This window comes from Arthrobacter sp. 01T414 (assembly GCF_056398965.1).
On the sequence record NZ_JBFTQK010000002.1, the window covers coordinates 533,027 to 555,348 of the forward strand.

Below are 22,322 nucleotides of genomic sequence, written 5' to 3' on the forward strand. Positions count from 1 at the left end.
ATGACCACAAACATCCGAACTGAGCATCGCGCTCCTACGGGAGTCGGCGAGCAGGGCCCGGGGCCCCGCCGACGGCGCAGCATCGACTTGCTGCCCTACGCACTGGTCACGCCGCTGACTCTTTTCATAGTCGGGCTTGCCCTGGTTCCGGCCGGGTTTACTGTAGTCGCAGCGTTCTTTCGTATACAGCCCCTTAACCCGCCGAACGAATTCAACGGACTGGAGAACTTTCAACAGCTGTTCAAGAACTCCGCCGTCACCACCAGCATGGGCAACACCGCACTTTACGTTGTGATCGGTGTATTGCTGTCCACGGTTCTGGCGATTGCGATGGCCGTGACCCTGCAGAAGAACTTCCGTGGGCGCTCGGTCCTCATCGCTGTTCTGATCCTTCCGTGGGCACTGCCCGGCATTGTCGAAGGCATCGTCTGGGGCAGCATCTGGGACAGCAACAGCGGCCTCCTCAACAGCCTGCTCAGCTCTCTTCACCTGATTGACCACTACCAGGTGTTTCTGGGCCAAAATCAGTTCCTGACAATCTTGGGCATTGAGTTGGTGCAGGTCTGGCAGATCGCGCCACTGTCCACCCTGCTGATCCTGGCTGCACTGCAAAACATCCCTAGCGATCTCTATGAGGCGGCTAACCTCGACGGTTGCTCGGCGTGGACAACGTTCAGCCGGATCACCCTCCCGTTGGCCCGGCCTGGAATCACGATTGCCATGGTCCAATCGATCATCGCGACGCTGAACGTCTTCGACCAGCCCTACATCCTCAACGGTTCGGCTGCCACGGGCGCTTCGCTGACCATGCAGACGTATTTCATCAGCTTCCAGAACCTCAATTTTGGGCAGGGCTACGCTCTTTCGCTTCTGATAACGGCGGCCACCCTGGTGGCCTCCATGATGGTCCTTAAATTCGTATATCGGCCGGTGGAGTTCTAATGAAACAACGTACCCCTCTGGCCCGCCGAATCGGTATCGCTTTCGTATTGCTCTGGTCGCTGATACCCCTTTACTGGGCCCTAAATATCAGCCTGCAGACGGACACACAGGCGACCTCAAAGCCGTCCAACTATTTGCCACCGACGGCTTCGCTGCAGAATTACACCTCTCTGCTCTTTGGAGAGGGGGACTTGGCGCAGAGCATCCGACAATCCACTCTGAATATCTTTATCGAGTGCACGGCTGCGACGGTGGTAACGGTGCTGCTGGCGACCCTGGCCGCCTACGCATTTGCGCGGATGAAGTTTAGGGGCCGGAATGTGCTCTTCTATGCGGTTCTGGGGACGATGGCCTTCCCCGCCTACACGACTCTGATCCCGCTTTACCAGATCCTGACGACGTTCGGCCTGGTCAACACCTACACGGGGATCGTCCTCGTATACGTCTCGGGATTCCTTCCGCTGGCGACGTGGATCCTCCACAACTACATGGCCAGCTTGCCGGTGGCACTGGAAGAAGCCGGGAACATCGACGGCGCCAGCAGGATGCAGGTCCTTTGGCACGTAGTCTTGCCTCTGGCCCGCCCTGGAGTCATTTCGACCGCGATCATCACTTTCTTGTTCGCGTGGGGCCAGTTCCTTTTCCCCCTCGTACTCTCGAGCGATTTGTCGACGCAGCCGCTGACCGTTGTGATCGCCTCGCTGCAGGGGCGGCATCTCGTCCCCTACACGTTGCTGAACGCCGCTGGCATCCTCGCACTCGCCGTTCCGGCAGGAATCGCACTGATCCTCAACCGGTACATCGTCAGCGGGCTGCTCACCGGAAGCGTTAAGTGAGGCTCCCATGACGGACACAGCGAAGTCGCCAACGGAGGGCGTCAGCCCAGCCTTCCAACCGACAAACCCCTTGGCCGGCTCTGGCACGCAGGGTCGCACGATCGCACTCGACGTGGGGGGAACCGCCATGAAGGGCGCCGTCCTCGAGGGCGATGGCCGTGTGGTGACGTTCCACAGTTGGCCCACACCACGTGAGGACGGGCCACAGGCCGTCGTGAACGCCGTACTGGCGGCCATCGACGAACTGCTCGGCCACGCCCCGGATGCGCAATCGGCAGGACTCGTAGTACCCGGCCTGGTTGACGACCAGGCTGGGATCGCCCTCTACTCCGAAAACATCGGCTGGCACGACGTGGCCTTCCGGAAACTGGTGTCCGAGCGGACCGGCCTTCCGGTCGGCTTCGGTCACGACGTCCGCGCAGGCGGTCTCGCCGAACGGGTTCTGGGGGCCGCCCGTGGGGAGGACGATGTCCTCTTCATGCCCATCGGCACCGGGATCTCGGGTGCAATGTATGTCGCGGGCTGCTCCGTTGACAATAAATTCGGCGGCGAAATAGGCCATCTCGACGTCGGCTCGGGTGAACTTTGCGCCTGCGGCGCCATCGGGTGCCTCGAAACTGTCGCCACCGGCCCCTCCATAGCGAGGCGCTACAACGCTTTGACCGGAGGTGCTGCGGCAGGCGCCAAACAGGTTGTCGAACGCATGCTGGCCGGCGACGGAGCCGCATCGCAGGTTTGGGCGGAAGCCGTCGAAGCTATAGCCCGGGCCCTGGTCGCCTACGTGACAATTCTGTCTCCCGGACTGATCGTCGTCGGAGGCGGAGTCTCCGGCGCCGGAGAAACTCTGCTGGACCCGGTACGGATCGCACTTCGCCGGCATCTCATATGGCAGCAGGAGCCCGGCATCGTTCCCGCGGCACTCGGGGGAAACGCTGCTTGCCTTGGTGCTGGCATCCTTGCCCGCAACGCCCTGTCCTCGGCCCAGCGGAAAAACGGGCCCTGATCTGCGAAACGGCCGCATCCGGTGGCGCCCTGGGGCGTTCAAGGCGGTCACGCCAGGGCCCCCATGCCCGGCAGTTCGTGAGCGCGTTCGCCCGTATGGATGCGGCTGAACCATCGAACTGACCCATTTCAACTTCAATTGACGGAGAACTTCATGACCAGCATCCCCAAAACCGGTTTCCCACCTGCCGCAGGGTCCGAACTCACAATTCGGGAAATTACCCAACAGCCGGATATTTGGCGCGCAACCGCTCGACTCGTCGCGGAACAACGCACGGCGCTGAATGACTTCCTGGTCCCGCTGCTTGCGCGCTCCGACCTTCGCATCGTCCTGACCGGTGCAGGCACGTCCGCATTCGCGGGCGACATCGTGGCCCCCGCGTTGTCTCGGCTGCTCCGTCGCCGAGTCGATGCAGTTGCCACCACAGACATCGTGTCGAACCCGCGAGAGTATTTTGCCGAGGATGTTCCGACCCTCGTTATTTCCTTTGCCAGGTCGGGCAACAGCCCTGAAAGCCTTGCAGCCACTGATCTGGCAGACGAAGTGCTCAGCGACGTCAGCCACTTGGTCCTCACTTGCGATGAGGAGGGGATCCTGTGCGGTCAACACAACGAACGCCCGCGCTCGAGGGTGGTGCTCATGCCGGCATTTGCGAACGATCAAGGCTTCGCCATGACTTCCAGCTTCACAGCGATGCTTTTGTCCTGCCTTCTCATCCTGGGCGGCCCCCAGGACGACGCCGTCACCGCGCTGGCATCCGCGGCGCAGCGGGTTATCGAGTCTGCGCCAGGCAGTGTTGGCGATGTAGTCTCGGGCAACTACGAGCGGGTGGTCTATCTCGGGAGCGGCCCCTTAGCCGGGCTAGCTCGGGAATCCGCGCTCAAGCTTCTGGAGCTGACCGCCGGAAAGATCGTTGCCTACCACGACTCGTCACTGGGCTTCCGGCATGGCCCCAAAGCTGTACTTAACGACAAGACCCTCGTACTGGTCTTCGTGTCCTCCGACCCCTACACGAGCCGCTACGACTTGGACATCATTGCAGAGTTGCGTGCGGAGCTGCCCGCCGGGAACTTGATCACGATTTCGACAGCACCGTTGGACGGGTCCCAGGACCGGGCTTGGATACTTCCCGAACTCGCCGGCCTGGAGGACGCGTTTCTCGCCCCCGCCTACGCAGTGATCGCACAGCTCTTCGGACTGGCCTCCTCGCTTCACCTGGGGCTGACCCCGGACAACCCATTTCCCGGCGGGGACGTGAACCGAGTCGTCCAAGGTGTCCGGATTCATCCGCTGACCGATGCGGGGGCCATGGGAAGCGAAGTCGGCGCCTTGTGAACTGCCCGTCAGCAGCCGAAGTCCGCCTCATCGTCACCGTCACGGCCAACCCCGCGGTGGACATGACCTACGACGTCGAGGGCATCCATCTGGGCGGCACACACCGCGTCTCCGCGCCGCGGGAGCGGGCCGGCGGCAAAGGACTGAACGTCGCCCGCGTCGCCCACCAGATGGGTCATCCTGTCCTTGCACTGGCGCCGGTCGGAGGCACGACCGGAGCCGTATTCCAGGCCGAGCTGGAGGCCAGCGGCGTGCCACACAGGCTCATCCCTGGCACCGCCAACACGCGCCGCAGCATCGCTTTCGTCGACACGGTCAACGATTCGACCAGCATATTCAACGAACACGGCGGCCCGCTTCTCGCTTCCGAGGTGTGGGCCCTGAACGAGGCCATCGAGCGGTCCCTGGACCGTGGCTCCGAGGGCGGCGTTCCGCGTTGCGGGGTTATCGTCGGGTCCGGAAGCCTTCCCCCACGAGCTCCCCAGGACTTCTACCCGGAGCTGGTCAGGCTCGCCCACCGGCACGATTTGCCGGTGATCATAGACACCTCCGGCCGGGCACTGCTGGACGCGGCCCGGGCGGGAGCTGATCTGCTGAAGCCTAACCGTGAAGAACTGCTGGATGCTACAGGCGAGAGCGATTTACACCGGGCAGCCCAGCACCTCCTGAAACTGGGAGCCAGGATGGTTCTCGTCAGCGCCGGACCCGAAGGCATGTATGCCTTCACCGCCCAAAGTCCCGGCCACCATCTGAAAGCCCGCCTTCCTCGGCCGCTGACCGGCAATCCGACCGGCGCCGGCGACGCGGCGGTCGCCGCCGCGGCAGTTGCCTTGGCCTCGGGCCAGAAAGACGCGGAGCAAATCCTGCGCCTAGCAACCACATGGTCGGCTGCCGCGGTACTCATGACATCCGCCGGGGAGATTTCGCCCCGTCACGCAGAGCTGTCACAGCATCTGATCGTTACCCAAGAAGAGAGCACGCCATGCCCCTAGTACCCACCGCAGAACTGATCGGCGAAGCGGTCGTCCGCAGCATCGGGCAGGGGGCCTTCAACGTCATCCACTTGGAGACGGCCGAAGGCCTGATCGCAGGCGCAGAAATGGCGCGCCTTCCGCTCATCCTGCAGATCTCGGAAAACTGCGCTAAATACCATGGCGGACTAGAACCCCTGACGCTCGCAACGCTGTCGCTGGCGCGCGCGGCGGCCGTCCCCGTCGCCCTGCACCTCGATCACGCCGAGGATGAGCAGCTCGCCATGCAGGCCGTAGATCTGGGCTTCGGCTCAGTCATGTACGACGGGGCCCATCTCGATTACCCGGACAACGTAGCGGCAACAGCTCGCGTCACCGACTACGCCCATTCAAAGGGCGTGTACGTGGAGGCGGAATTGGGCAAAGTCGGAGGCAAGGACGGCGCCCACGCGCCCGGCGTGCGCACAGACCCGAGGGAAGCCGCCGACTTCGTGGCGGCGACCGGAGTCGACGCCCTCGCGGTCGCCGTAGGCTCCTCCCACGCAATGATCGAACGCCGCGCCGAGCTTGACCTCGACTTGATTGCCGCCCTGCACCGGGCCCTAAATATTCCCTTGGTTCTGCACGGATCTTCCGGTGTCGCCGACGCGAACATAGCCGCCGCAATATCGGCAGGGATGACCAAAATCAATGTTTCCACACACTTGAATGGGTTCTTCACGCGAGCCGTCCGCAAGTGTCTCGACAACGACCCAACGATGGTCGACTCCCGCAAATACCTCCGCGCAGGGCGAGACGCCCTGGTGCCCGAGGCGGCGAGATTGCTCACCCTTTTTGCTGCTGTCGAGCGTGACGTAAGATCCGCGTAAGTGCTGAATTTAGCCGAGGCCGGTCAGCCACCTGAGTGACCGGAGCTGTCCTCCTCCAAGCCCCATCGATCTTCAACTCAGGGGCGGGAATTCATTTCAAGCACCTGAATCTGCAGCAAGCGATGTCGCCAAAGTCTGAAGCGTCTGGAAGCATCGCCCCCGGTACCCTGCCTGGGCCGCCGACCAAACGCTTGCTGTCCAATTCCACCTGGCCGTTCGCCAAGCGATTTGAGCGTCGGTGTCAGCGATGGTCGGAGCCGTTCTGGTTCTGGGCAGGTCCGCGCGGCATCACCCGGACGAGTTCCCAAGGAGCCCGAATGGCCACGACTAACTGTTCGGTCGATGCAGACAGCGATACCAGATTGCGCGGTGATCGTGCCGCCTCATCTCTCAGCCAGCGGAGGTCGGGACGAACCCGCTCGGACCCGCCAGGAATACTTGAACAACGCCCCAGGATTTGGAACCGTCGGATAACGGAAGACCGGGAATCAAGCCGGAAACGGGAAAGTGCGAACCGTCCACTAGGGCCCCGAGCCAGATAGCAGGGCGCTCCCTACGGCCTATCCCCTCCCGAGTCCACGACGTCATGTAGTCGACGCCGCTGGCATCCATGAAGAAGTAGCAAAGGCCCGAACGGTCGGCCACCAATAAAAAATGGGCCCCGCAGGGGCCCATCGGAGAAGATTTGTGCGCACTCAGTGGCCAACAAGCCCCTGAACAGGGAAAACACGTGCCCGAGGTGGGACTCGAACCGGGTTCCAGACCCTGCAATCCGCCACTCCCCCGAAAACCTCCGCAATCCGGCCCAGTCCGGCACCAGTACGACCCGATCCGAAGCCCCAGGTGTGCACATTGTGCACACCCTGTTTTTCGCCCGGCCGCCAGCACCAGAACGCGGATGCTTCCAAGATCCTTCCCGCTGCGTCTTAGACAATTTTGGCTGCTTGCCCATCAGCTGACCCATTAATTTGCGACCCCCATGCCCGCGCAGGTGCGCATCCAGATCAAATTAGCCTCAAACTCGGCCACCATTCTCAAGACGTTAAAAAGCAACCGGACGACCGGGGCAGTTGGGTCGTGGCTGTTGCCGCGAAGACTAAGCACTACCCCTTTGGACGCCACCTCATCGGCTATGTCAACTCCAAGGGCAAGGAGAGCGGTTCCTTGGGCGGTCAGGTCTTGGTCGTTCGTCGAGACCCGGGCATAGCCGATCTTCATTCCGGGCTAACAAAAATGGTTGCAGTAATCCCCCCGTCACCGTGCATTTCATCGTGCGGGTCTTACGTGCATAGCCCCGGCCAGCAATGGCGGGGGGACGTGGCGGCTGGCTTCCCCGGCACGGTGATCGACCGGCTTACGGACGGAGCGCGGCGCCCGCTGCCCGTAGGGTGTGGTCATGACAGGACGCATAGATGAAGCCCGAAGAATCTCTTCGATGCTCGCCGGGCTAGATGATGCGGAGATCCTAAAACTGATTGACACTGCTGCGCCAGTTGGCATTGGCATCGGGGGAACCACTAACACAGTCGACATCGGCGGATCGGTTGTTTTCGTGAAACGGCTCCCTCTGACGAGCATCGAGGAAGCGGAGCCGACGGCCACGGCGAGTCGACTCCAGCTCCCCTTTGTCTCCCACTACGGGATAGGAAGCCCTACCCACGCGGTCGAGCGAGAACTAGCCGCACATCAACTGACATCGGGGTGGGTCTACACGGAAGCCGCTGATTTCTTTCCACTGCTACTTGGCTGGCGAGTCGTTGATGTGAAGTGCGAGGCAGACCTTCGCGAGTTCGACGGCCCTGCTTCTCCCCGCCAGTGGGGACCACACTGGCCTCAGGTCCAATCCAAGCTCACCGCGATGAAGGAAGCTTCCAAGAGCATGGTACTTTTCCTCGAGTACGTGCCCGAGACGCTGGGCGCCTGGGTCCGCACGAGTATCGCCGAAGGCAGGGCCGCGACCGTCTTCCCTGACGTGGTCGACCAGCTCCTCAAGGCCACCGCATGGATGAACAAGCGCGGATTCCAGCACTTCGATGTGCACCCAGGGAACATCCTCATCCGCGAAGGCAGACTGCTCTTCACAGACTTCGGTCTGGCGCTCCACCATGAGTTCGACCTCAGCGAGGAGGAGATAGCATCCATGCCTACGCACGACGGCTTCGACCGTGACACTGCCCTGATGCACCTGTTTCACTGGACGCTCTTCGAACTCGGCTTTATCTCCGGCCCGCAGCGCCTGGAGCTATTGCGCGCTGTCGCCACTGACCCGACGACGCCAGCGCTGGACCCAGTTCATGCGGCACTCGGCGACGGCACGGATCTGATCGCAAAACACGCGAGTGTTGCTGTCTACATAACTGAGATGTTCGCCGTCCTCATGCAGGATGCGTTGGCCACGCAATACCGACACCCGTAGGACCTTGAAATCAAAAGGATCAACGGTCCCGTAGGGGGATGGGCTTACGGGCGGCCGGCCCGCGCAAGCAACCCGCTTCCTGCAAGTAGCGACGGTAGTTCCGCGAGGCTTTGAATTGTTCTCTCCCGCTTGGGACCTTCGCGATCAAGATGGAGTGCCTGGAGTCCCGCGTCCCTTGCTCCTTCAACGTCAACACGGTAGTTATCCCCGACGTAAAGGGCCTCGGAGGGCGATACATCCAAGCTTTGACAGGGGCGGTGAAGGCCTCAGGTTCCGGTTTGGCATGGTTCATCAGTTCGGAGCTGAAGATTCCGTCCAGGAGTCCCTCGAGTCCTATGCGGCTGATCTTCAAGCTCTGTTGGTTGTAATTCCCGTTGGTGACGACGGCGATGGGCAAACCCATGGCGCGGACGTCCCTAACGGTGGTGATTGCGTCGGGAAATGCTGTCCAGGCTTCTTCATAGCTTTGGAGGTATTTGGCGAACAGTTCGTCCAGTTCGCCGTTCGTTCGAGGGAATCTCAATGATGTTGTCAACGGATGTTGGCGGGTGTCCCGGTGCCCCGGCCGGTGGCGGCCGGGACATCCGGGGGTGTTTCTAGTCCGTCCAGCCGGGGTAGGGTTTCCGGTACTTGCGCGGCAGTTCGGCGGGGGTGGCAGGGAGGGTCTCGGGTCCGTCGGACTGGCCGGCGGTCCAGTGGAAGAACACCTCGGCGGTGATCGCTTCGAAGCAGGCGTCCTGGACCGGAACCAGTGGACGGAGGTGTCGCCTTCGACGCAGGTGCCGTAACTGAACAGTTCCCCGTTCCAGTCTCGGGGGCGGGCGACGACGAAGATGATGTGGGGCCAGGCTCCGGCGTCCCAGCCGTCGCTGCCCCAGTTCGGCAGGACCGACCATTCGGTGCCCTCGAGGGTGTCCATCCAGTCGTACCCGTCTCCGGCCCGGTCGTTGGAGGGAAGGGCCGGGGCGGTGACCGCTTCGGCGGTGTCGGTCGTGACCGTGCGGGTCATGGTTCTTGTGCTCAAGGTGATGCTCCGTTTCGCTCGGGCGGGGCGGGCGCCGTAAGTACCGGCTTCCCTCTCCCCCACTATGTTTTTTGCCTGCTGGCGGAGCATCGCGGAGCTGTGCCCGACGGAGCCGGGGCAACCCGAAGGGCAAGCAGCGGATGGATTGTGGGAGGAAATAAGCGAAGCGCCGACCCAAGGCATCCGGTGCGCGGCCGTCCGCAGGACGGTTGAGCCGGTGGAGCGGGCACGTATGATCCAACGGACAGCAGCAAAAAGGAAAAGAAAGATGCTTGTGCTGTCCGAGCGCAGCGCGGCCCTTTTCGCTCTTGTTGTGGAACCATTGCCGGACCTGCGGCGCCTTCCACTCGGGGTTTCGAGCCTCTGCCAGCTCCGTCTGGCAGTCTCGACGGGTAAACGAGTGGTCGGTGAGCCTCGCGGCCCCCGGGCCTTACCCCGAACCGGCCCACACTCCTATGCTGAACACATCACGGGGGAAGGATGCCGATGTCCAGCGTGAGTGAAGCCATCTTCATATCCGGCGGCCTACGCTGCGCCGCCGACCTCTACTGGCCCGACGCCGCGGACCGGCCTGTCCCGTGCGTGGTGATGGGTCACGGTGCCAGCGGAACGAAACGGCTCGGTCTGCCCCGTTACTCCGAGGCATTCGCTGCCCGTGGCATGGCCGTCCTGGTCTTCGACTACCGGTACTTCGGAACAAGCGACGGCACACCACGACAAGTCATCGACATCGAGGCACAACGCGATGACTACCGGTCCGCCGTCGCGTATGCCCGTTCCTGCCCCGGTATTGACCCTGCCCGGATCGGTCTATGGGGAACATCCCTCAGTGGCGGCCATGTGCTCGCAGTTGCTGCCGGAGATTCCGGTATCGCCGCCGCGGTGTCCCAGGTGCCGCTGATAGACGGGTACCACCGGGGACGCGGCCTGCTTGAGCGGCTGAACCGGGACGTTTTGGCGCGCACGGTCCGGTTTACCGGTGCGGCGATGCGAGACCTCCTCCGCAAATGGAGAGGCCGGCCGCCACTGCTGGTCCCGGTCATCGCGGATCCGGGCCAGATAGCGGTGTTCACCGAACCAGATGCCAAGGCAGCATTCGAGGCGCTCGGTGGGGAAAGCACGGGGTGGGAGAACGCCCTCGCGCCGCGCTTCCTGTTCGCTCTGCCCCGCTACAGAAAAGGCACGGCCGAACGGCTGGTGATGCCCCTGCTCATGTGCCTGGCCGACCACGACCAGCAGGCTTCCAGCAGGTTCGCCGCGAGGGTCGCCGCCCAAGCCCCGGTCGTGGAGATCCGCCACTACCCGATCGGGCATTTCGAAGCCTACCTGGGTGCCCCCTTCCAGCAGATCGCCACAAAAGAAGCCGATTTTTTACAGGTCACCCTAGGCTCCGGCACGATCCAGACGAAGCTTCAGGCGCCTAGGCGGCCCTCGTATTAGTACCACAACCGATAAATAGGCGCTCAGAAAATCCGAACGTCGAGGGTGGCTCCGCGCAGGGTGCCGGCGGGCGCGGCTAGGTACCTTGAGTGGCCTCTCTCACGGGCACGCTCACCCCGCAGCGGAAAACTGCACGCACGCGTCCAGCCCTGGGTTATCGGTCCCCGGCTGGCTCTTCTTCGGCGTCAGGACAGCCCGCGCGCCGGAGGCCTGTGCCAGTTGTCGGACGATAGCCAGACCAAGGCCGCTGCCCTCGGAGTTCGGCTGGCCCCTCCAGAACCGGTTGAATGCCCGCTCGCAGTCTTCGGGCGAGAGCCCCGGCCCCTCATCGAGAACATGCAGTTCGACTGTGCCCGGGGGCTGGCCCTTGGCTACCATGAGCTGGATGTGTGAGCCTGGGGGGGAAACGGCAAGTGCGTTGTCGATGAGATTGTCGATGATTTGTTCCGGAGCTCCCGGAATGGCCCTGATCATTGCCCGGGGTGGGGTGTCCACACTGATGCGGACACCGGTTTCCTCCGCCAGTGCCTGCCATTGCTGCTGGCGGGAACGGGCAATCTCGCTGAGATCGGTTTCGGTCGGACTGATGGACTGGCCTTCGGCCCGGCTCAATCTCAGTAGACCGTCAATGATGTGCTGGAGCCTGTTGGTCTCTGCCAGGGCTTCTTCCACCATGGCCGTTCCTGCGGCCGGTTCGGTGGCGATCGTGTCTGCCGCGTTCTCCAGCTTGAGCCGAAGTGCGGTCAGCGGAGTCCGCAGCTGGTGGGAGGCATCGGAGGCAAAGCCACGCTGTTGGAGGAGCAGATGCTCCAGTTTTGCTGCCATCCGGTTGAAGGCGCTTCCGAGGGCGCGGAGTTCCGGCGCTCCTTCGTTCTCCTCCGTCCTTGTCTCGAGGTGCCCGTCCGCGAGAAGTTCGGTAGCTTTCCGGAGTCTATTGAGTCTGTTAGTGACCGCACTGGCCATCAGGAAGGCCAGAAGTCCTGCAAGCGCGACGGTAGTTCCCGCGACGGTCCAGAGAGTACGCAATTGGCCGGCGGCCTCATCCGCAACAACGGATGCGGGATAGGTGAGCCGGACAGCTCCAACGATTTTCTCGCCGCTTAGCACCGGAACGGCCACGTACAGCAGTTCGGTGCCAAGGGTCTGGGAGTACCGCTGTCCTGTGGTGATTTTGCCCGTCAGGGCGGCAGCGATTTCCGGGCGTGAGCCGTACGAGGCGCCGGTGGATGACTCGTCATCATCCGAGGTTGCCACCGCTGTTCCCGCGTCGTTGACGATCACCACGCGGGCCCCGCTGGCCTGGCCATAGCGGCGGACGTCCGTGGCGACCTCCTCGGGTATTGCCCCCGCGGTTGTCAGCGCGGCGGCGCTTCGTCCGCCGAGCAGGAAGGCGTCGCGTTCCAGGGACGTGGTGAGCCGGTCCCGCTCAACGCTCACCAGGTAGTTGCCCAGCGGGATGTCCTGGACCAGGACGACCAACAGGGTGACGAGCATAAAGGCCCCCATCAGCCGCAACCTCATTGAGGCACCTCGAGCCGGAAGCCCACCCCCCGCACGGCAGTCAGCCAGCGCGGGTCCCCAAGCTTCTTTCGGAGCGCGGCGACATGGGCGTCAAGGGTTTTGGTGGTTCCGTACCAGTTGGTGTCCCAAACGGCCCGTAGGATCTCGCTGCGCTGAAACACGGTGCCGGGCTGCTCCGCCAAGTAATAGAGCAGCTCGAATTCCTTGGCCGTCAGGTGGATCTCGGTGCCGGCTAAAAGGACGCGCCGGGACCGTTGATCGATGCTGAGCGTTCCGACGATCCGGGTGGCGTCCGAGGCAGGCGGCCCGTCCGCGGGGTGGTCCTGGGTCCTTCGCGACACGGCCCGTATGCGGGCGATGAGTTCGCGCATCCCGAAGGGCTTGACGAGATAGTCGTCAGCACCGAGTTCGAGGGCCAGGACCCGGTCGATCTCTTCGTCGCGGGCGCTGACGACAACAATGGGGATCGCGGCCAAAGCCCGGATTGCCCGGCATACGTCGGTGCCGTCCATGTCCGGCAGGCCAAGATCAAGGATCACGAAGTCCGGACCGCTGTCGCGGACCGCTGTCAGCGCCCCTGACCCGGTGCCGACGCGGGTGGTCTCGAAGCCTGCCCGCGTCAGCCCTTCGACAAGGCCGGAGGCTACTGCTTCATCGTCCTCCACCACCAGTATCTGCATACCTGATTATGTCCGCCCCGGCGACGGTTGATGCCGTTCCGCAAAGGCCCAGGGCCGATTGCTGTACGGATCTTGGACAAGTCTTGGATCTGCCGGGCATCTGTCCTGTCCGTGCGGTTCCTAGGGTTGAACCATGAAGACACGAACAGCTTTGGTCCTATCCGTTGCCGGTGTCCTCCTCACGGGTTCCGCGGCATTGGCGGTGAACACCCGGACTTTCGGTAACTCGTCTCCGAGTTTCACCGGCACCTCCAACGAAGTTCTCCTGCCGCAGAATGCGACGACGCCCGTCAGTCCCGCGCCCGCCTCCACCGACGCAAGCGCCGGCATCCCCTCGCCTTCCGGGAGCCTCGTACCGTCGCCCGGGGATGACAACAGCACGAGTCCCGGCCCTGCCGGGACGGGACAGCCGACGAATGGCAACGATGTCGGCAACGACAAGGGCGGTCATGGGGAGAATGAAACCAAACACGATTCCTCCGGCGATGATGACTAATCGCCGGACCCCGCGGGCTCCACGCGTTTCGCCGGCCCGGAATGCAAAAATCGGCGTCGCGGGTCTCTCCGTTTCCGCTTTCCTGGCTCTCGTGACGGCACTGGCCGTCGGGAACCAGACGCAGCCCGCGCCCGAGAACTTGCCGGTGACCACGGTCCCGGCCGAACAAGCAGTACCCCAGCCGGACACTTCTTCTCGCGTCGTCCCCGCACAAGCTCCCGGCGTCGTTCCCGCACCGGTTCCGGCGCCTGCCGTGGTCCCCGTTCCGGTCCGGCCACCGGCGGTCACCACCCCGGCGCCCAAACCTGCCGCCCCCAACGGAACGTCCCGTGGCTCCGGCGGGTAGCGCCCAGGCCCGCGGTGGACGGGATGCTGTGCGCTCCGCCTACGCCCAGCCCTCGACCCGGCCACGCTGCATCGACGACCGTCGCCCGGCAATGGGAGGGAGCGCCCGGATCACCCTGGTCGGCGGGACCCAGGCCCTGTTGGACAGTTGCTTTGCCATGCTGGGTGACCTGGAGCTCCGGTGGAGCCGATTCCTTCCCGGGAGTGAGATCTCCGTACTCAACAACTCAGAAGGCAGGCCCGTGCGGCTTAGCGAAGAGACGATGCGTCTGGTCGTGGAGTTGGTCGCGGCTTGGTCGATGACCGGCGGCGTTTTTGACCCGGCAACCCTGCCCCGTCTGCTGGAGCTCGGATACCGGACCAGCCACACCAATCCGGCTCTGCAGACAGTGCTTCCCGCCTCTGCTCGGTGGCCCGGCGATATGGCCGGAATCCGGGTAGGGGGCAGCACTGTCATCCTCCCGAAAGGCACCACGTTGGATCCAGGCGGGCTGGGCAAGGGCCTGGCCGCGGACATGATTGTTGAATTCGCGCTCAACGGCGGTGCCCGGGGTGCCCTCGTTGACGTTGGGGGCGACCTGGTGGTCGCCGGGGACGCACCCGACGGTATGGCGTGGATCATCGCCGTCGAAGATCCGTTCGAGGCGACCAAAGAGCCTGCGGCACCCGTCGCAACGGTTCGGCTCGGAGCCGGCGCCGTCGCGACCTCGAGCCGGCTTAACCGCCGGTTCGAAACAGTTGAGGGACCCGTGCATCACCTGATCGATCCCTCGTCAGGGCATAACTCCACCACAGGCGCGGTCACCGCCACTGTCATCGCCGGCAGCGGAGCCCGGGCCGAGGCACTGACCAAGCTGGCCTTCAACACGGAACCTGCTGCAGCATTCGGGCTGATCGCCCGGCTCGGCGGCGAGGCGATGATTGTGCCCGGCGATCGACAGCCGCTCTTTTCTACCGGGTGGAAAGACTTCCAATGAACGATCCGCACATCTGGTGGTATGTCACCCGTGCAAGCGCCATGATCGCCTGGACCCTGCTGAGCGTCTCGGCCGTCTGGGGAATCCTGCTCTCCACCCGGGTCCTGTGGAAAATCGACAACCCGGGATGGTTGCGCGATCTCCACAGGTGGATGGGCGGGGTCGCGCTGCTGATGGCGGGCATGCACATGATCTCCCTCATGCTGGACTCCTGGGCCGCGTTCTCCGTGGACGAGCTCTTGGTCCCCTTCGCCGCAGAGTACCGTCCGGTTCCGGTAGCGCTGGGAATCGTGGCGTTCTACCTGCTCGTCGCCGTCCAGGGCTCGTCCTTACTGATGCACCGCTTGCCCCGCAGATTCTGGAAGGGCCTGCATTACTCAAGCTACGGGGCAGTGCTGCTGGTGTCATTCCATGCGGGATGGTCCGGGAGCGACGCCGGCGCCTGGGGATACCGGCTCACGGCGATCCTGCTGGTACTTCTGCTCGTCGTTGCTACTCTCGTGCGAATCCTGGCACCAGGGCCTGGTGTTTCCACAAAACAAACCCCCTCGGCCGTGAGGGAACCGGCCGCCGCCGGTCCGGGGGTGGCCGGCGTCGGGCCGAGGGCTGCCATAATCCGCTCGGCCCAACCGCTGGCAGACGGTGTGCTGTCCATACAGCTGGCCGCGCCTGACGGCGAACCCCTTCCACTCTGGGAGCCCGGCGCGCATCTGACCCTCCATCTGCCGACGGGTATGGACCGGCAGTATTCGCTCTGCGGGGACCCGGCCGCGCGCGACAGTTACACCATCGCGGTCCGCCTGGCCGAGCCTTCCCGGGGAGGAAGCCTATGGCTGCATGAACACGCCCAGCCCGGCCAGCGGATCGATATCTCAGGGCCGGGGAACCACTTTCGACTCGTCCCGGCCCACCACTACCTGTTCATCGCTGCCGGCATCGGGATCACCCCCATCAAGACCATGATCGAATCTCTACCAACCGGAAGGCAGTGGGACCTGGTCTACCTCGGACGGACCCGCACGGCGATGCCCTACCTCAACACCCTGGTCGCCACACATCCGGACCGCGTCGTGGTCCATGCCCGGCATGAACATCCGGGCCGCCTGGACCTTGCGGCCCTGCTGGCCGCCCGGAGCGCCGAGACCGAGGTCTACGTGTGCGGCCCGGAGCGCCTGCTCAGCGAGGCCACCGACCTCGTACCTGCCAGCAGGCTCCACGTCGAGCGCTTCTCACCTGCCTCGAAGGGCGGTAATGCGCCGGCCCGACCCGTGGACATAACCTGCGGGCGAAGCGGCAAAGAAATACACGTCCCTGCCGGTGTCTCCGTCCTTCACGCCCTTCAAGAACAAGCGGTCCCCATTGCCGGTTCATGCGGCGAAGGTCTCTGCGGCACCTGCGAAGTCCGGGTCCTTAGCGGTTCCCCCCAACATCTCGACTCGATCCAGAGCGAGCAGGACCGGGAATCCAGAGGGGTCATGTACCCCTGCGTATCCCGCGCATTCAGTCCCTCCCTCGTCCTGGACATCTGAAGACAGCAATCAGCAACGCGGCAGGGTAGTTGGCCCACCACGCGCGCCAGGTCTTCCGCACTCGCAATGTCTGGAAAGCCAATAGTGTGTCTTTGCCAGCCTGCAAGCTGCAGACACCGCAAGTCAGGTGCAAAGGATTAAGACCCAATGACTCGTGACACCAGCATCCGGGTTCTGGGAGGGTGCGGTGCGGCCTCTATGGGAAGTGGTAGGTGAGCCGTGTGAAATCGGGTTTACACAATTCCTGTGGCTCCGAGCAGGGTGCCCACGAAGTAGGTAGCCGCCAGTGCCAGCGCCCCGCCAACGACCAGCCGGATGGCGGCGACGCGCTTGGAGCTTCCGCCGATGTAGGCGCTGAGCATTCCGGTCAGGCCCAGCGCAATCAGGACAGCAACAAACGTCACGGGTACCCGCAGTTCCGCCGGAGGCAGCAAGATGGCAAGCATCGGCAACACCGCACCCACCGCGAACGCGCCGGCCGAGGCATAGGCTGCGTGCCAGGGGCTGACGACATCGCTCTCGTCAATGTTCAACTCGGCCGAGAGATGGGCGGCCAGGGCATCATGTTCGGTCAGTTCCTCGGCCACCCGGTGGGCGGTGTCCCGGCTCAGGCCCTTGGCCTGGTAGATCCCGGTGAGTTCGGCCAGTTCGGCCTCAGGGTCCTCGGCGAGTTCCCAGCGTTCCTTCTCGATCAGCGCGCGTTGGCTGTCGCGCTGGCTGCTCACTGACACGTACTCGCCCAGGGCCATGGAAATCGCACCGCCGACAACGGCAGCCATGCCTGCCACCAGGATCGGGGCGGGCTCGTTGGTGACCCCGGCAACGCCGACGACCGTCGCGGCGACGGAGACGATCCCGTCGTTGGCGCCGAGGACCCCGGCGCGAAGCCAATTCAGGCGGGCAGCGAAGTTCGCATTGTGCGGTTCGTCGGGGTGGGTGCTCATCGGCTCTGTCATGTCATCAGATAACCATCCCGTGGCCCGGCAGCACCAGTACCGCGTCGACAAGCGGAGCGCCGCACGACCGGCTGTTGCCGTCCGACGTGACAGCATGATTCTTGTCTGCTGCCGAGAAGTGCCGGTGTCGGGGCCCAATAGGCGCGGGTATGGGCCTTTCGGCGCTTCTTCGGGGCCCGTCCGGCATGTGAGTATGGGCCAATGGCCTACCTGCGTGCCCGCACTGAGTTGCTGCTGTTCATTGCCTCCGCGCTTCTGCTGCTAGGTGGCGGCGCGGCCTGGTTGCTTGGCTGGTACCCGGTGGCGGGGATGTTCTGGGCGGTGGGGACAGTTCTTGGCCTGGTGTTCGCCATCGCGTGGACGGCGGGTGCGTTTCGGCGCAGGCAGGCCAGTGTGGACGTCATCGCGGTGCTGGCTCTGGGCGGTGCGCTGTGGGTCAACGAGCCATTCGCCGGGGCCATGATCACGGTAATGCTCGCCACGGGCCGCCTTCTGGAAGCGCGGGCGCAGGCCCGTGCCCGGCGGGAACTGAGCCTGCTGGTAGAGCGTGCGCCACGCACGGCCCGCCGACGCGTCGAGGGCGGCGTCGAATCCGTTCCCGTGGAAGCGCTTGCCGTAGGCGACCGGCTTGTGGTCGGCACGGGTGAAGTCCTCGCCGTGGATGGAAGGCTCCTGTCGGCCGGGATTCTGGATGAGTCCGCATTGACAGGGGAATCGCTGCCCGTGGAAAGACTCGTCGGCGATGATGTCCGCAGCGGTGTGGTGAACGCCGGTGCGCCGATTGACCTGCTGGCGACCGCCGCCGCAGCGGATTCGACCTACGCGGGTGTGGTCCGCCTGGTGGAGCAGGCGCAGGCCGCTTCGGCGCCGTTCGTGCGCACCGCGGACCGGTTCGCTGCCTTCTTTGTCCCCCTAACCCTGGTTTTGGCTGGGGCGGCCTGGGCGCTCAGCTCCGACCCTGTGCGGGCCGTGGCCGTGCTCGTCGTCGCGACGCCTTGCCCGCTGCTGCTTGCCGCCCCGATCGCGATCATGTCCGGGCTCTCGCGTGCCGCGAGCATCGGCGTCGTGATCAAAGGCGGCGGCGCACTGGAACGCCTCGCCGCAGGCCGGGTTGCGCTCTTTGACAAAACAGGCACCCTGACCCGGGGGCAGCCCACCGTGGCTGACACGATCACGGCCGCCGACAGTATCGATGCCGACGAGATGCTGCGGCTGGCAGCCTCCCTTGACCAGGTCTCACCCCATGTCCTGGCCAGCGCGATCGTGTCCGCGGCCACCCGCCGGAACCTTGACCTTCAAATGCCCGAAAACGTCCGCGAGGAACACGGCTACGGGCTCCAGGGAACGGTCGGAATCCATGAAGTCAAGCTCGGCAAGGCCGCGTGGATCACACCCGGTACGGAACCGGGCTGGGTACGTCAGGTGCGCCGGCGCGCTGACCTCGACGGATCCCTCACCGTGTTCATCGCGGTTGACGGGGAACCCTCCGGCGCCTTCCTGCTGGAGGACCCTGTCCGCCCCGACGCCCCGCGGATGATCCGTGCCCTGCGCGGCGCGGGCATCAGCAGGATTGTCCTCGTGACAGGTGACCGGGAGGACATCGCCCACACGGTGGGCCGGATCGTCGGGGTCGATTCCGTCCGGGCAGACTGTGACCCCGGCGAGAAGCTGCATGTGATCACTGAAGAATCAGCGGACGCGGCGACGATTATGGTCGGGGACGGTGTGAACGACGCGCCGGCTCTCGCCGCGGCCGGGGTGGGCGTGGCCCTGGCAGCACGCGGCGCCACGGCCTCCTCGGAAGCGGCCGACGTCGTACTGACCGTGGACCGCATCGATGCGCTGGCAGACGCGATCCTCATCGCCCGACGATCCATGGGGATCGGCCTTCAGGCAGTACTTGTAGGTATGGGGCTGTCGCTGGCGGCCATGATCGCAGCAGCCGCCGGTTTCCTCGCACCGGCCGCCGGAGCTGTCCTGCAGGAGATCATCGACGTCCTCGCGATCGGGATCGCCCTGCGCGCAGTGATCCCCGGAAAATCACATACCATCAACATGGCGCCGGCGGACATCGCCACCGCACACCAACTCAAATCCCAGCACGACGCGATGAGCGCCGTCGTCGAACAGATACGCGCCGTCGCGGACACCCTCACCACCCGGGACCCTGACCTGGCCCCTGCCCGGACCCTCCTCCACCGCCTTGAAACCGAACTGCTCCCCCACGAACGCGCCGACGAGCAGCTCCTCGTTCCCCTGGTCGCCCGCGCCCTCGACGGGCCGAATGCCACAGCCGACATGAGCCGGACCCACGCCGAAATCGAACACCTCATCAGCCGGCTCCGCCGCCTGCTGGACGGACTCGATGAAGAAATCCGGGCCGAAGACGTCATCGAACTCCGCCGCCTGCTCTACGGCCTCTACGCCATCCTCAGACTCCACAACGCCCTGGAAGAGGAAGGGGCCTTCAGCCTCATCCCGGATGCCCCGTCCGGGAGCAAAGCCTCCGGAACGCGCCTCCCATAACAGCCTCCCGCCAGCCAACGAGGAAGTGGAAGGGTTCTGCTCCCCGCAGACACACCATTCACTCCTGCGAAGTGGTCCCTGAGTGCAGGCGAGCCCGGCGACGGGACCGAGACACGGCCTTGCCGCCAGCGGCAGTCCCAACCCTCGGAATTTCAGCGTCTATTTCTTTGCCTTGAAAGCTGCCATTGAACCGACACCAACGCAAAGACCTACGATAAATCCAAAAATCCACTGCTCCATAACTGCAGTCTTACATCAACTGCTGGGGTATGGGTATGGGATCCAGGGCCTACCCGCCGTAAACAAATCACGAACCGGAAACCAAGGGAGCGGCAGGCCACTCAGCGACAGCCGCGGGGACGGAGTGATTGTCTCGGCCTGACGGTCTGCGGGCCCAAAGACTCTGTAGCCGAGTGGTCTCAAACAGGACACTGATGTCATGTGCGCGGATGCCATGGTGCGGTTGGCTGACCTCAGGAAACGTTTTGGGAAGACCACTGCACTCGACGGCGTGAGCCTCACCATCGGCGCAGGCGAAGTCTTCGGCTACCTGGGCCCCAACGGGGCAGGCAAGACGACAACGATCCGCCTGCTGATGGGAATGCTGCGTCCGACCTCTGGCCGGGCCGAAATCCTGGGCCGGGACTGCTGGCGCCAGCCGGTTGAGGTCCACCGGCTGGTGGGCTACGTCCCCGGGGAACCGGCACTCTACAACCGGCTGACAGGACGCCACCACGTGGCTTACTGTTCCCACCTCCGCCATCGCCATGACGGGAAACGGGCTGCCGAGCTCGCCACCCGGCTCGACCTGGACCTTGACCTTCCTGCCAAGTCACTTTCGCGCGGGAACCGGCAAAAGCTTGCTGTGGTCCTGGCCATGATGTCCAGCCCGCGGCTCCTGGTGCTCGACGAACCAACAAGCGGCATCGATCCTCTGGTGCAGCAGGTGTTCCATGCGCTCCTTCGCGAACACACGGCTGCTGGCGGTGCCGTCCTGCTCTCCTCCCACGTTTTAGGTGAAGTGGAACGCGTTGCGGACAGGATCGGGGTGGTGCGGCGCGGACGTCTGGTAGCGGTCGAGAAGCTGCAAGACCTGGCCGCGAGGTCGTTGCACCAGGTGCGTGCAAGTTTCGCTGAAGACTCCACCCGGCCGTTTGTTAGATCGCGCATCGATGGCCCCGCTAGACGCCCGTTCCGGGAGCGGCAGCGCCGCCCAGCGCCAGGGTGCCCCTGAGGGCGAGAGCATCGGCTCCTTATCGAGGCCTTGACGAAAATCTCGCCGGAGTTTCGGCCGCCAACAGAGACGAACATGAAGATTTGATCCCGAGTGACAGCAAGTCATGCCGTTCCAACCGCCCCCGGCCATGAACTGGTACAGCAACAACGCTGTCCAAGTGCAGAGAAGGAGCCACCCGGCCCCAGCAACTGCCACCAACACGAAAGGCCACCGAAGGGGCCCATCAGAGAAGAATTGTCCACACTCAGAGGCTCACAAGCCCCTGAACGGGGAAAACACTGTGCCCGAGGTGGGACTCGAACCCACACACCTTTCGATACCGCATTTTGAGTGCGGCGCGTCTGCCAATTCCGCCACTCGGGCGCGGAGTACACCGGTTGTCATATTCGCCTGCTCCATGGTGCTGTGAGCAACGCGATCGCTTCCGGTGCGCGAAATTACTCTACATGCAGATAGGCTGAATTCCAGAATCGCGCCAGTGACGCCGCATTGATCCCTACCGGCCCCCAGTACACCAGCGGACTTGCCTCAGATGGTCGAGTTCCCGCCGTACCTTTCCAAGGAGTTCCCGTGTCAGAACAGACGGAGTCAACCCCCACTTCCCAGCCGGCGCGCCGCGTCGTCGTCGCCGAGGATGAGACCCTCATCCGGCTGGACATCATCGAGATCCTGCGCGGCGAGGGCTACGACGTCGTCGGCGAGGCGGACAACGGCGAGAAGGCCGTGCAGCTCGCGGAAGAGCTGAAGCCTGACCTGGTCCTGATGGACGTCAAGATGCCCGTCATGGACGGCATCTCCGCCGCCGAAAAGATCGTCAAGGCCCGCATCGCCCCCGTGGTGCTGCTGACCGCCTTCAGCCAGAAGGAACTCGTCGAGCGCGCCCGTGACGCCGGCGCCATGGCCTACGTGGTGAAGCCCTTCACCCCGGCCGACCTGATCCCGGCCCTGGAGATCGCGCTGTCCCGCCACGAGGAAATCAAGGCCCTCGAGAGCGAGGTCAGCGACCTTCAGGAGCAGTTCGCCACCCGCAAGCTCGTGGAGCGCGCTAAGAGCCTGCTGACCACCAAGATGGGCCTGACGGAGCCGGAGGCGTTCCGCTGGATCCAGAAGACCTCAATGGACCGCCGACTGAGCATGCGTGAGGTTGCCGAGACCATCATCAACCAGGTCAACTAGCCGCCGGCCAACAGGCAGCAAACAGACAAACAAAAGGAAGGGC

At 64.1% G+C, this 22,322-nt stretch carries 18 protein-coding genes, 1 tRNA gene and 2 pseudogenes; 14 read left to right on the top strand and 7 right to left on the bottom strand.

Annotated elements, in window-relative coordinates; translation table 11 throughout:
* From AC1DK9_RS07910 to AC1DK9_RS07935, 6 genes are all read left to right on the top strand, one after another.
* A complete protein-coding gene (locus AC1DK9_RS07910; protein WP_476915542.1) occupies positions 1-942 on the top strand; it encodes a carbohydrate ABC transporter permease in 942 nt (313 codons plus the stop codon).
* Complete coding sequence (locus AC1DK9_RS07915; RefSeq protein ID WP_476915543.1) at positions 942-1,778, top strand: carbohydrate ABC transporter permease; 837 nt, start codon at positions 942-944, stop codon at positions 1,776-1,778. The genes AC1DK9_RS07910 and AC1DK9_RS07915 overlap by 1 nt, the downstream gene beginning before the upstream one ends.
* A gap of 7 nt (positions 1,779-1,785) precedes the next feature.
* Positions 1,786-2,781 carry an ROK family protein gene (locus AC1DK9_RS07920; protein WP_476915544.1) on the top strand — a complete coding sequence of 332 codons (996 nt, stop codon included), beginning with the start codon at positions 1,786-1,788 and terminating at the stop codon, positions 2,779-2,781.
* 153 nt (positions 2,782-2,934) lie between these two features.
* Positions 2,935-4,116, top strand: coding sequence for an SIS domain-containing protein (locus AC1DK9_RS07925; protein ID WP_476915545.1), 1,182 nt, complete (start codon positions 2,935-2,937; stop codon positions 4,114-4,116).
* Positions 4,113-5,108 (top strand): 1-phosphofructokinase family hexose kinase, encoded by a 996-nt coding sequence (locus AC1DK9_RS07930; protein ID WP_476915546.1) that lies wholly within the window; start codon positions 4,113-4,115, stop codon positions 5,106-5,108. The genes AC1DK9_RS07925 and AC1DK9_RS07930 overlap by 4 nt, the downstream gene beginning before the upstream one ends.
* Positions 5,099-5,956 carry a class II fructose-bisphosphate aldolase gene (locus tag AC1DK9_RS07935; protein WP_476915547.1) on the top strand — a complete coding sequence of 286 codons (858 nt, stop codon included), beginning with the start codon at positions 5,099-5,101 and terminating at the stop codon, positions 5,954-5,956. Before AC1DK9_RS07930 ends, AC1DK9_RS07935 begins: the two co-directional genes overlap by 10 nt.
* A 919-nt stretch (positions 5,957-6,875) precedes the next feature.
* On the opposite strand, the pseudogene AC1DK9_RS07940 reads toward AC1DK9_RS07935, so the two are convergent.
* Positions 6,876-7,174: pseudogene (locus AC1DK9_RS07940) on the bottom strand (recombinase family protein); the annotation flags it as partial.
* A 178-nt stretch (positions 7,175-7,352) separates the two neighbouring features.
* On the opposite strand from AC1DK9_RS07940, the gene AC1DK9_RS07945 reads away from it, so the two are divergent.
* Positions 7,353-8,372 carry a protein kinase domain-containing protein gene (locus tag AC1DK9_RS07945; RefSeq protein ID WP_476915548.1) on the top strand — a complete coding sequence of 340 codons (1,020 nt, stop codon included), beginning with the start codon at positions 7,353-7,355 and terminating at the stop codon, positions 8,370-8,372.
* A 44-nt stretch (positions 8,373-8,416) separates the two neighbouring features.
* Here AC1DK9_RS07945 and AC1DK9_RS07950 read toward each other — a convergent pair whose 3' ends face one another.
* Both AC1DK9_RS07950 and AC1DK9_RS07955 read right to left on the bottom strand, forming a co-directional pair.
* Positions 8,417-8,614 carry an HAD family hydrolase gene (locus tag AC1DK9_RS07950; protein ID WP_476915636.1) on the bottom strand — a complete coding sequence of 66 codons (198 nt, stop codon included), beginning with the start codon at positions 8,612-8,614 and terminating at the stop codon, positions 8,417-8,419.
* 23 nt (positions 8,615-8,637) lie between these two features.
* Positions 8,638-8,907: pseudogene (locus AC1DK9_RS07955) on the bottom strand (HAD family hydrolase); the annotation flags it as partial.
* Between the two features lie 975 nt (positions 8,908-9,882).
* Between AC1DK9_RS07955 and AC1DK9_RS07960 the strand changes: the two are divergent.
* Complete coding sequence (locus tag AC1DK9_RS07960) at positions 9,883-10,836, top strand: alpha/beta hydrolase (RefSeq protein ID WP_476915549.1); 954 nt, start codon at positions 9,883-9,885, stop codon at positions 10,834-10,836.
* 111 nt (positions 10,837-10,947) lie between these two features.
* Here the strand turns inward: AC1DK9_RS07960 and AC1DK9_RS07965 are convergent, their stop codons facing one another.
* Together AC1DK9_RS07965 and AC1DK9_RS07970 are read right to left on the bottom strand one after the other, a co-directional pair.
* Complete coding sequence (locus tag AC1DK9_RS07965) at positions 10,948-12,342, bottom strand: sensor histidine kinase (RefSeq protein WP_476915550.1); 1,395 nt, start codon at positions 12,340-12,342, stop codon at positions 10,948-10,950.
* An 11-nt stretch (positions 12,343-12,353) separates the two neighbouring features.
* On the bottom strand, positions 12,354-13,037 hold the full coding sequence (locus tag AC1DK9_RS07970) for a response regulator transcription factor (RefSeq protein WP_476915551.1): 684 nt from the start codon (positions 13,035-13,037) through the stop codon (positions 12,354-12,356).
* Between the two features lie 133 nt (positions 13,038-13,170).
* On the opposite strand from AC1DK9_RS07970, the gene AC1DK9_RS07975 reads away from it, so the two are divergent.
* The 3 genes from AC1DK9_RS07975 to AC1DK9_RS07985 all read left to right on the top strand — a co-directional run bounded on the left by AC1DK9_RS07975 (position 13,171) and on the right by AC1DK9_RS07985 (position 16,384).
* Positions 13,171-13,533 carry a hypothetical protein gene (locus AC1DK9_RS07975; RefSeq protein WP_476915552.1) on the top strand — a complete coding sequence of 121 codons (363 nt, stop codon included), beginning with the start codon at positions 13,171-13,173 and terminating at the stop codon, positions 13,531-13,533.
* A gap of 329 nt (positions 13,534-13,862) precedes the next feature.
* Positions 13,863-14,855 carry an FAD:protein FMN transferase gene (locus AC1DK9_RS07980; RefSeq protein WP_476915553.1) on the top strand — a complete coding sequence of 331 codons (993 nt, stop codon included), beginning with the start codon at positions 13,863-13,865 and terminating at the stop codon, positions 14,853-14,855.
* Positions 14,852-16,384 carry a 2Fe-2S iron-sulfur cluster-binding protein gene (locus AC1DK9_RS07985; RefSeq protein ID WP_476915554.1) on the top strand — a complete coding sequence of 511 codons (1,533 nt, stop codon included), beginning with the start codon at positions 14,852-14,854 and terminating at the stop codon, positions 16,382-16,384. The genes AC1DK9_RS07980 and AC1DK9_RS07985 overlap by 4 nt, the downstream gene beginning before the upstream one ends.
* A 233-nt stretch (positions 16,385-16,617) precedes the next feature.
* Here AC1DK9_RS07985 and AC1DK9_RS07990 read toward each other — a convergent pair whose 3' ends face one another.
* Positions 16,618-17,340, bottom strand: coding sequence for a VIT1/CCC1 transporter family protein (locus tag AC1DK9_RS07990; protein ID WP_476915555.1), 723 nt, complete (start codon positions 17,338-17,340; stop codon positions 16,618-16,620).
* Positions 17,341-17,541: 201 nt separating this feature from the next.
* Between AC1DK9_RS07990 and AC1DK9_RS07995 the strand changes: the two genes are divergently transcribed.
* The gene (locus tag AC1DK9_RS07995; RefSeq protein ID WP_476915556.1) at positions 17,542-19,866 is read left to right on the top strand and encodes a heavy metal translocating P-type ATPase; all 2,325 of its coding nucleotides are present in this window, start codon (positions 17,542-17,544) and stop codon (positions 19,864-19,866) included.
* Positions 19,867-20,377: 511 nt separating this feature from the next.
* Positions 20,378-21,100, top strand: coding sequence for an ABC transporter ATP-binding protein (locus AC1DK9_RS08000; RefSeq protein ID WP_476915557.1), 723 nt, complete (start codon positions 20,378-20,380; stop codon positions 21,098-21,100).
* Between the two features lie 284 nt (positions 21,101-21,384).
* Here AC1DK9_RS08000 and AC1DK9_RS08005 read toward each other — a convergent pair.
* A tRNA-Leu gene (locus tag AC1DK9_RS08005) sits at positions 21,385-21,466 on the bottom strand.
* Between the two features lie 207 nt (positions 21,467-21,673).
* On the opposite strand from AC1DK9_RS08005, the gene AC1DK9_RS08010 reads away from it, so the two are divergent.
* Positions 21,674-22,279 (top strand): ANTAR domain-containing response regulator, encoded by a 606-nt coding sequence (locus tag AC1DK9_RS08010; RefSeq protein WP_056739732.1) that lies wholly within the window; start codon positions 21,674-21,676, stop codon positions 22,277-22,279.
* The last annotated feature ends 43 nt before the right edge of the window (positions 22,280-22,322 follow it).

Coding starts and splice junctions, on each gene's coding strand:
- AC1DK9_RS07910 (WP_476915542.1), top strand. CDS start 1: ATGACCACAAACATCCGAACTGAGCATCGCGCTCCTACGGGAGTCGGC.
- AC1DK9_RS07915 (WP_476915543.1), top strand. CDS start 942: ATGAAACAACGTACCCCTCTGGCCCGCCGAATCGGTATCGCTTTCGTA.
- AC1DK9_RS07920 (WP_476915544.1), top strand. CDS start 1,786: ATGACGGACACAGCGAAGTCGCCAACGGAGGGCGTCAGCCCAGCCTTC.
- AC1DK9_RS07925 (WP_476915545.1), top strand. CDS start 2,935: ATGACCAGCATCCCCAAAACCGGTTTCCCACCTGCCGCAGGGTCCGAA.
- AC1DK9_RS07935 (WP_476915547.1), top strand. CDS start 5,099: ATGCCCCTAGTACCCACCGCAGAACTGATCGGCGAAGCGGTCGTCCGC.
- AC1DK9_RS07945 (WP_476915548.1), top strand. CDS start 7,353: ATGACAGGACGCATAGATGAAGCCCGAAGAATCTCTTCGATGCTCGCC.
- AC1DK9_RS07960 (WP_476915549.1), top strand. CDS start 9,883: ATGTCCAGCGTGAGTGAAGCCATCTTCATATCCGGCGGCCTACGCTGC.
- AC1DK9_RS07965 (WP_476915550.1), bottom strand. CDS start 12,342: ATGGGGGCCTTTATGCTCGTCACCCTGTTGGTCGTCCTGGTCCAGGAC.
- AC1DK9_RS07970 (WP_476915551.1), bottom strand. CDS start 13,037: ATGCAGATACTGGTGGTGGAGGACGATGAAGCAGTAGCCTCCGGCCTT.
- AC1DK9_RS07975 (WP_476915552.1), top strand. CDS start 13,171: ATGAAGACACGAACAGCTTTGGTCCTATCCGTTGCCGGTGTCCTCCTC.
- AC1DK9_RS07985 (WP_476915554.1), top strand. CDS start 14,852: ATGAACGATCCGCACATCTGGTGGTATGTCACCCGTGCAAGCGCCATG.
- AC1DK9_RS07990 (WP_476915555.1), bottom strand. CDS start 17,340: ATGACAGAGCCGATGAGCACCCACCCCGACGAACCGCACAATGCGAAC.
- AC1DK9_RS07995 (WP_476915556.1), top strand. CDS start 17,542: ATGGCCTACCTGCGTGCCCGCACTGAGTTGCTGCTGTTCATTGCCTCC.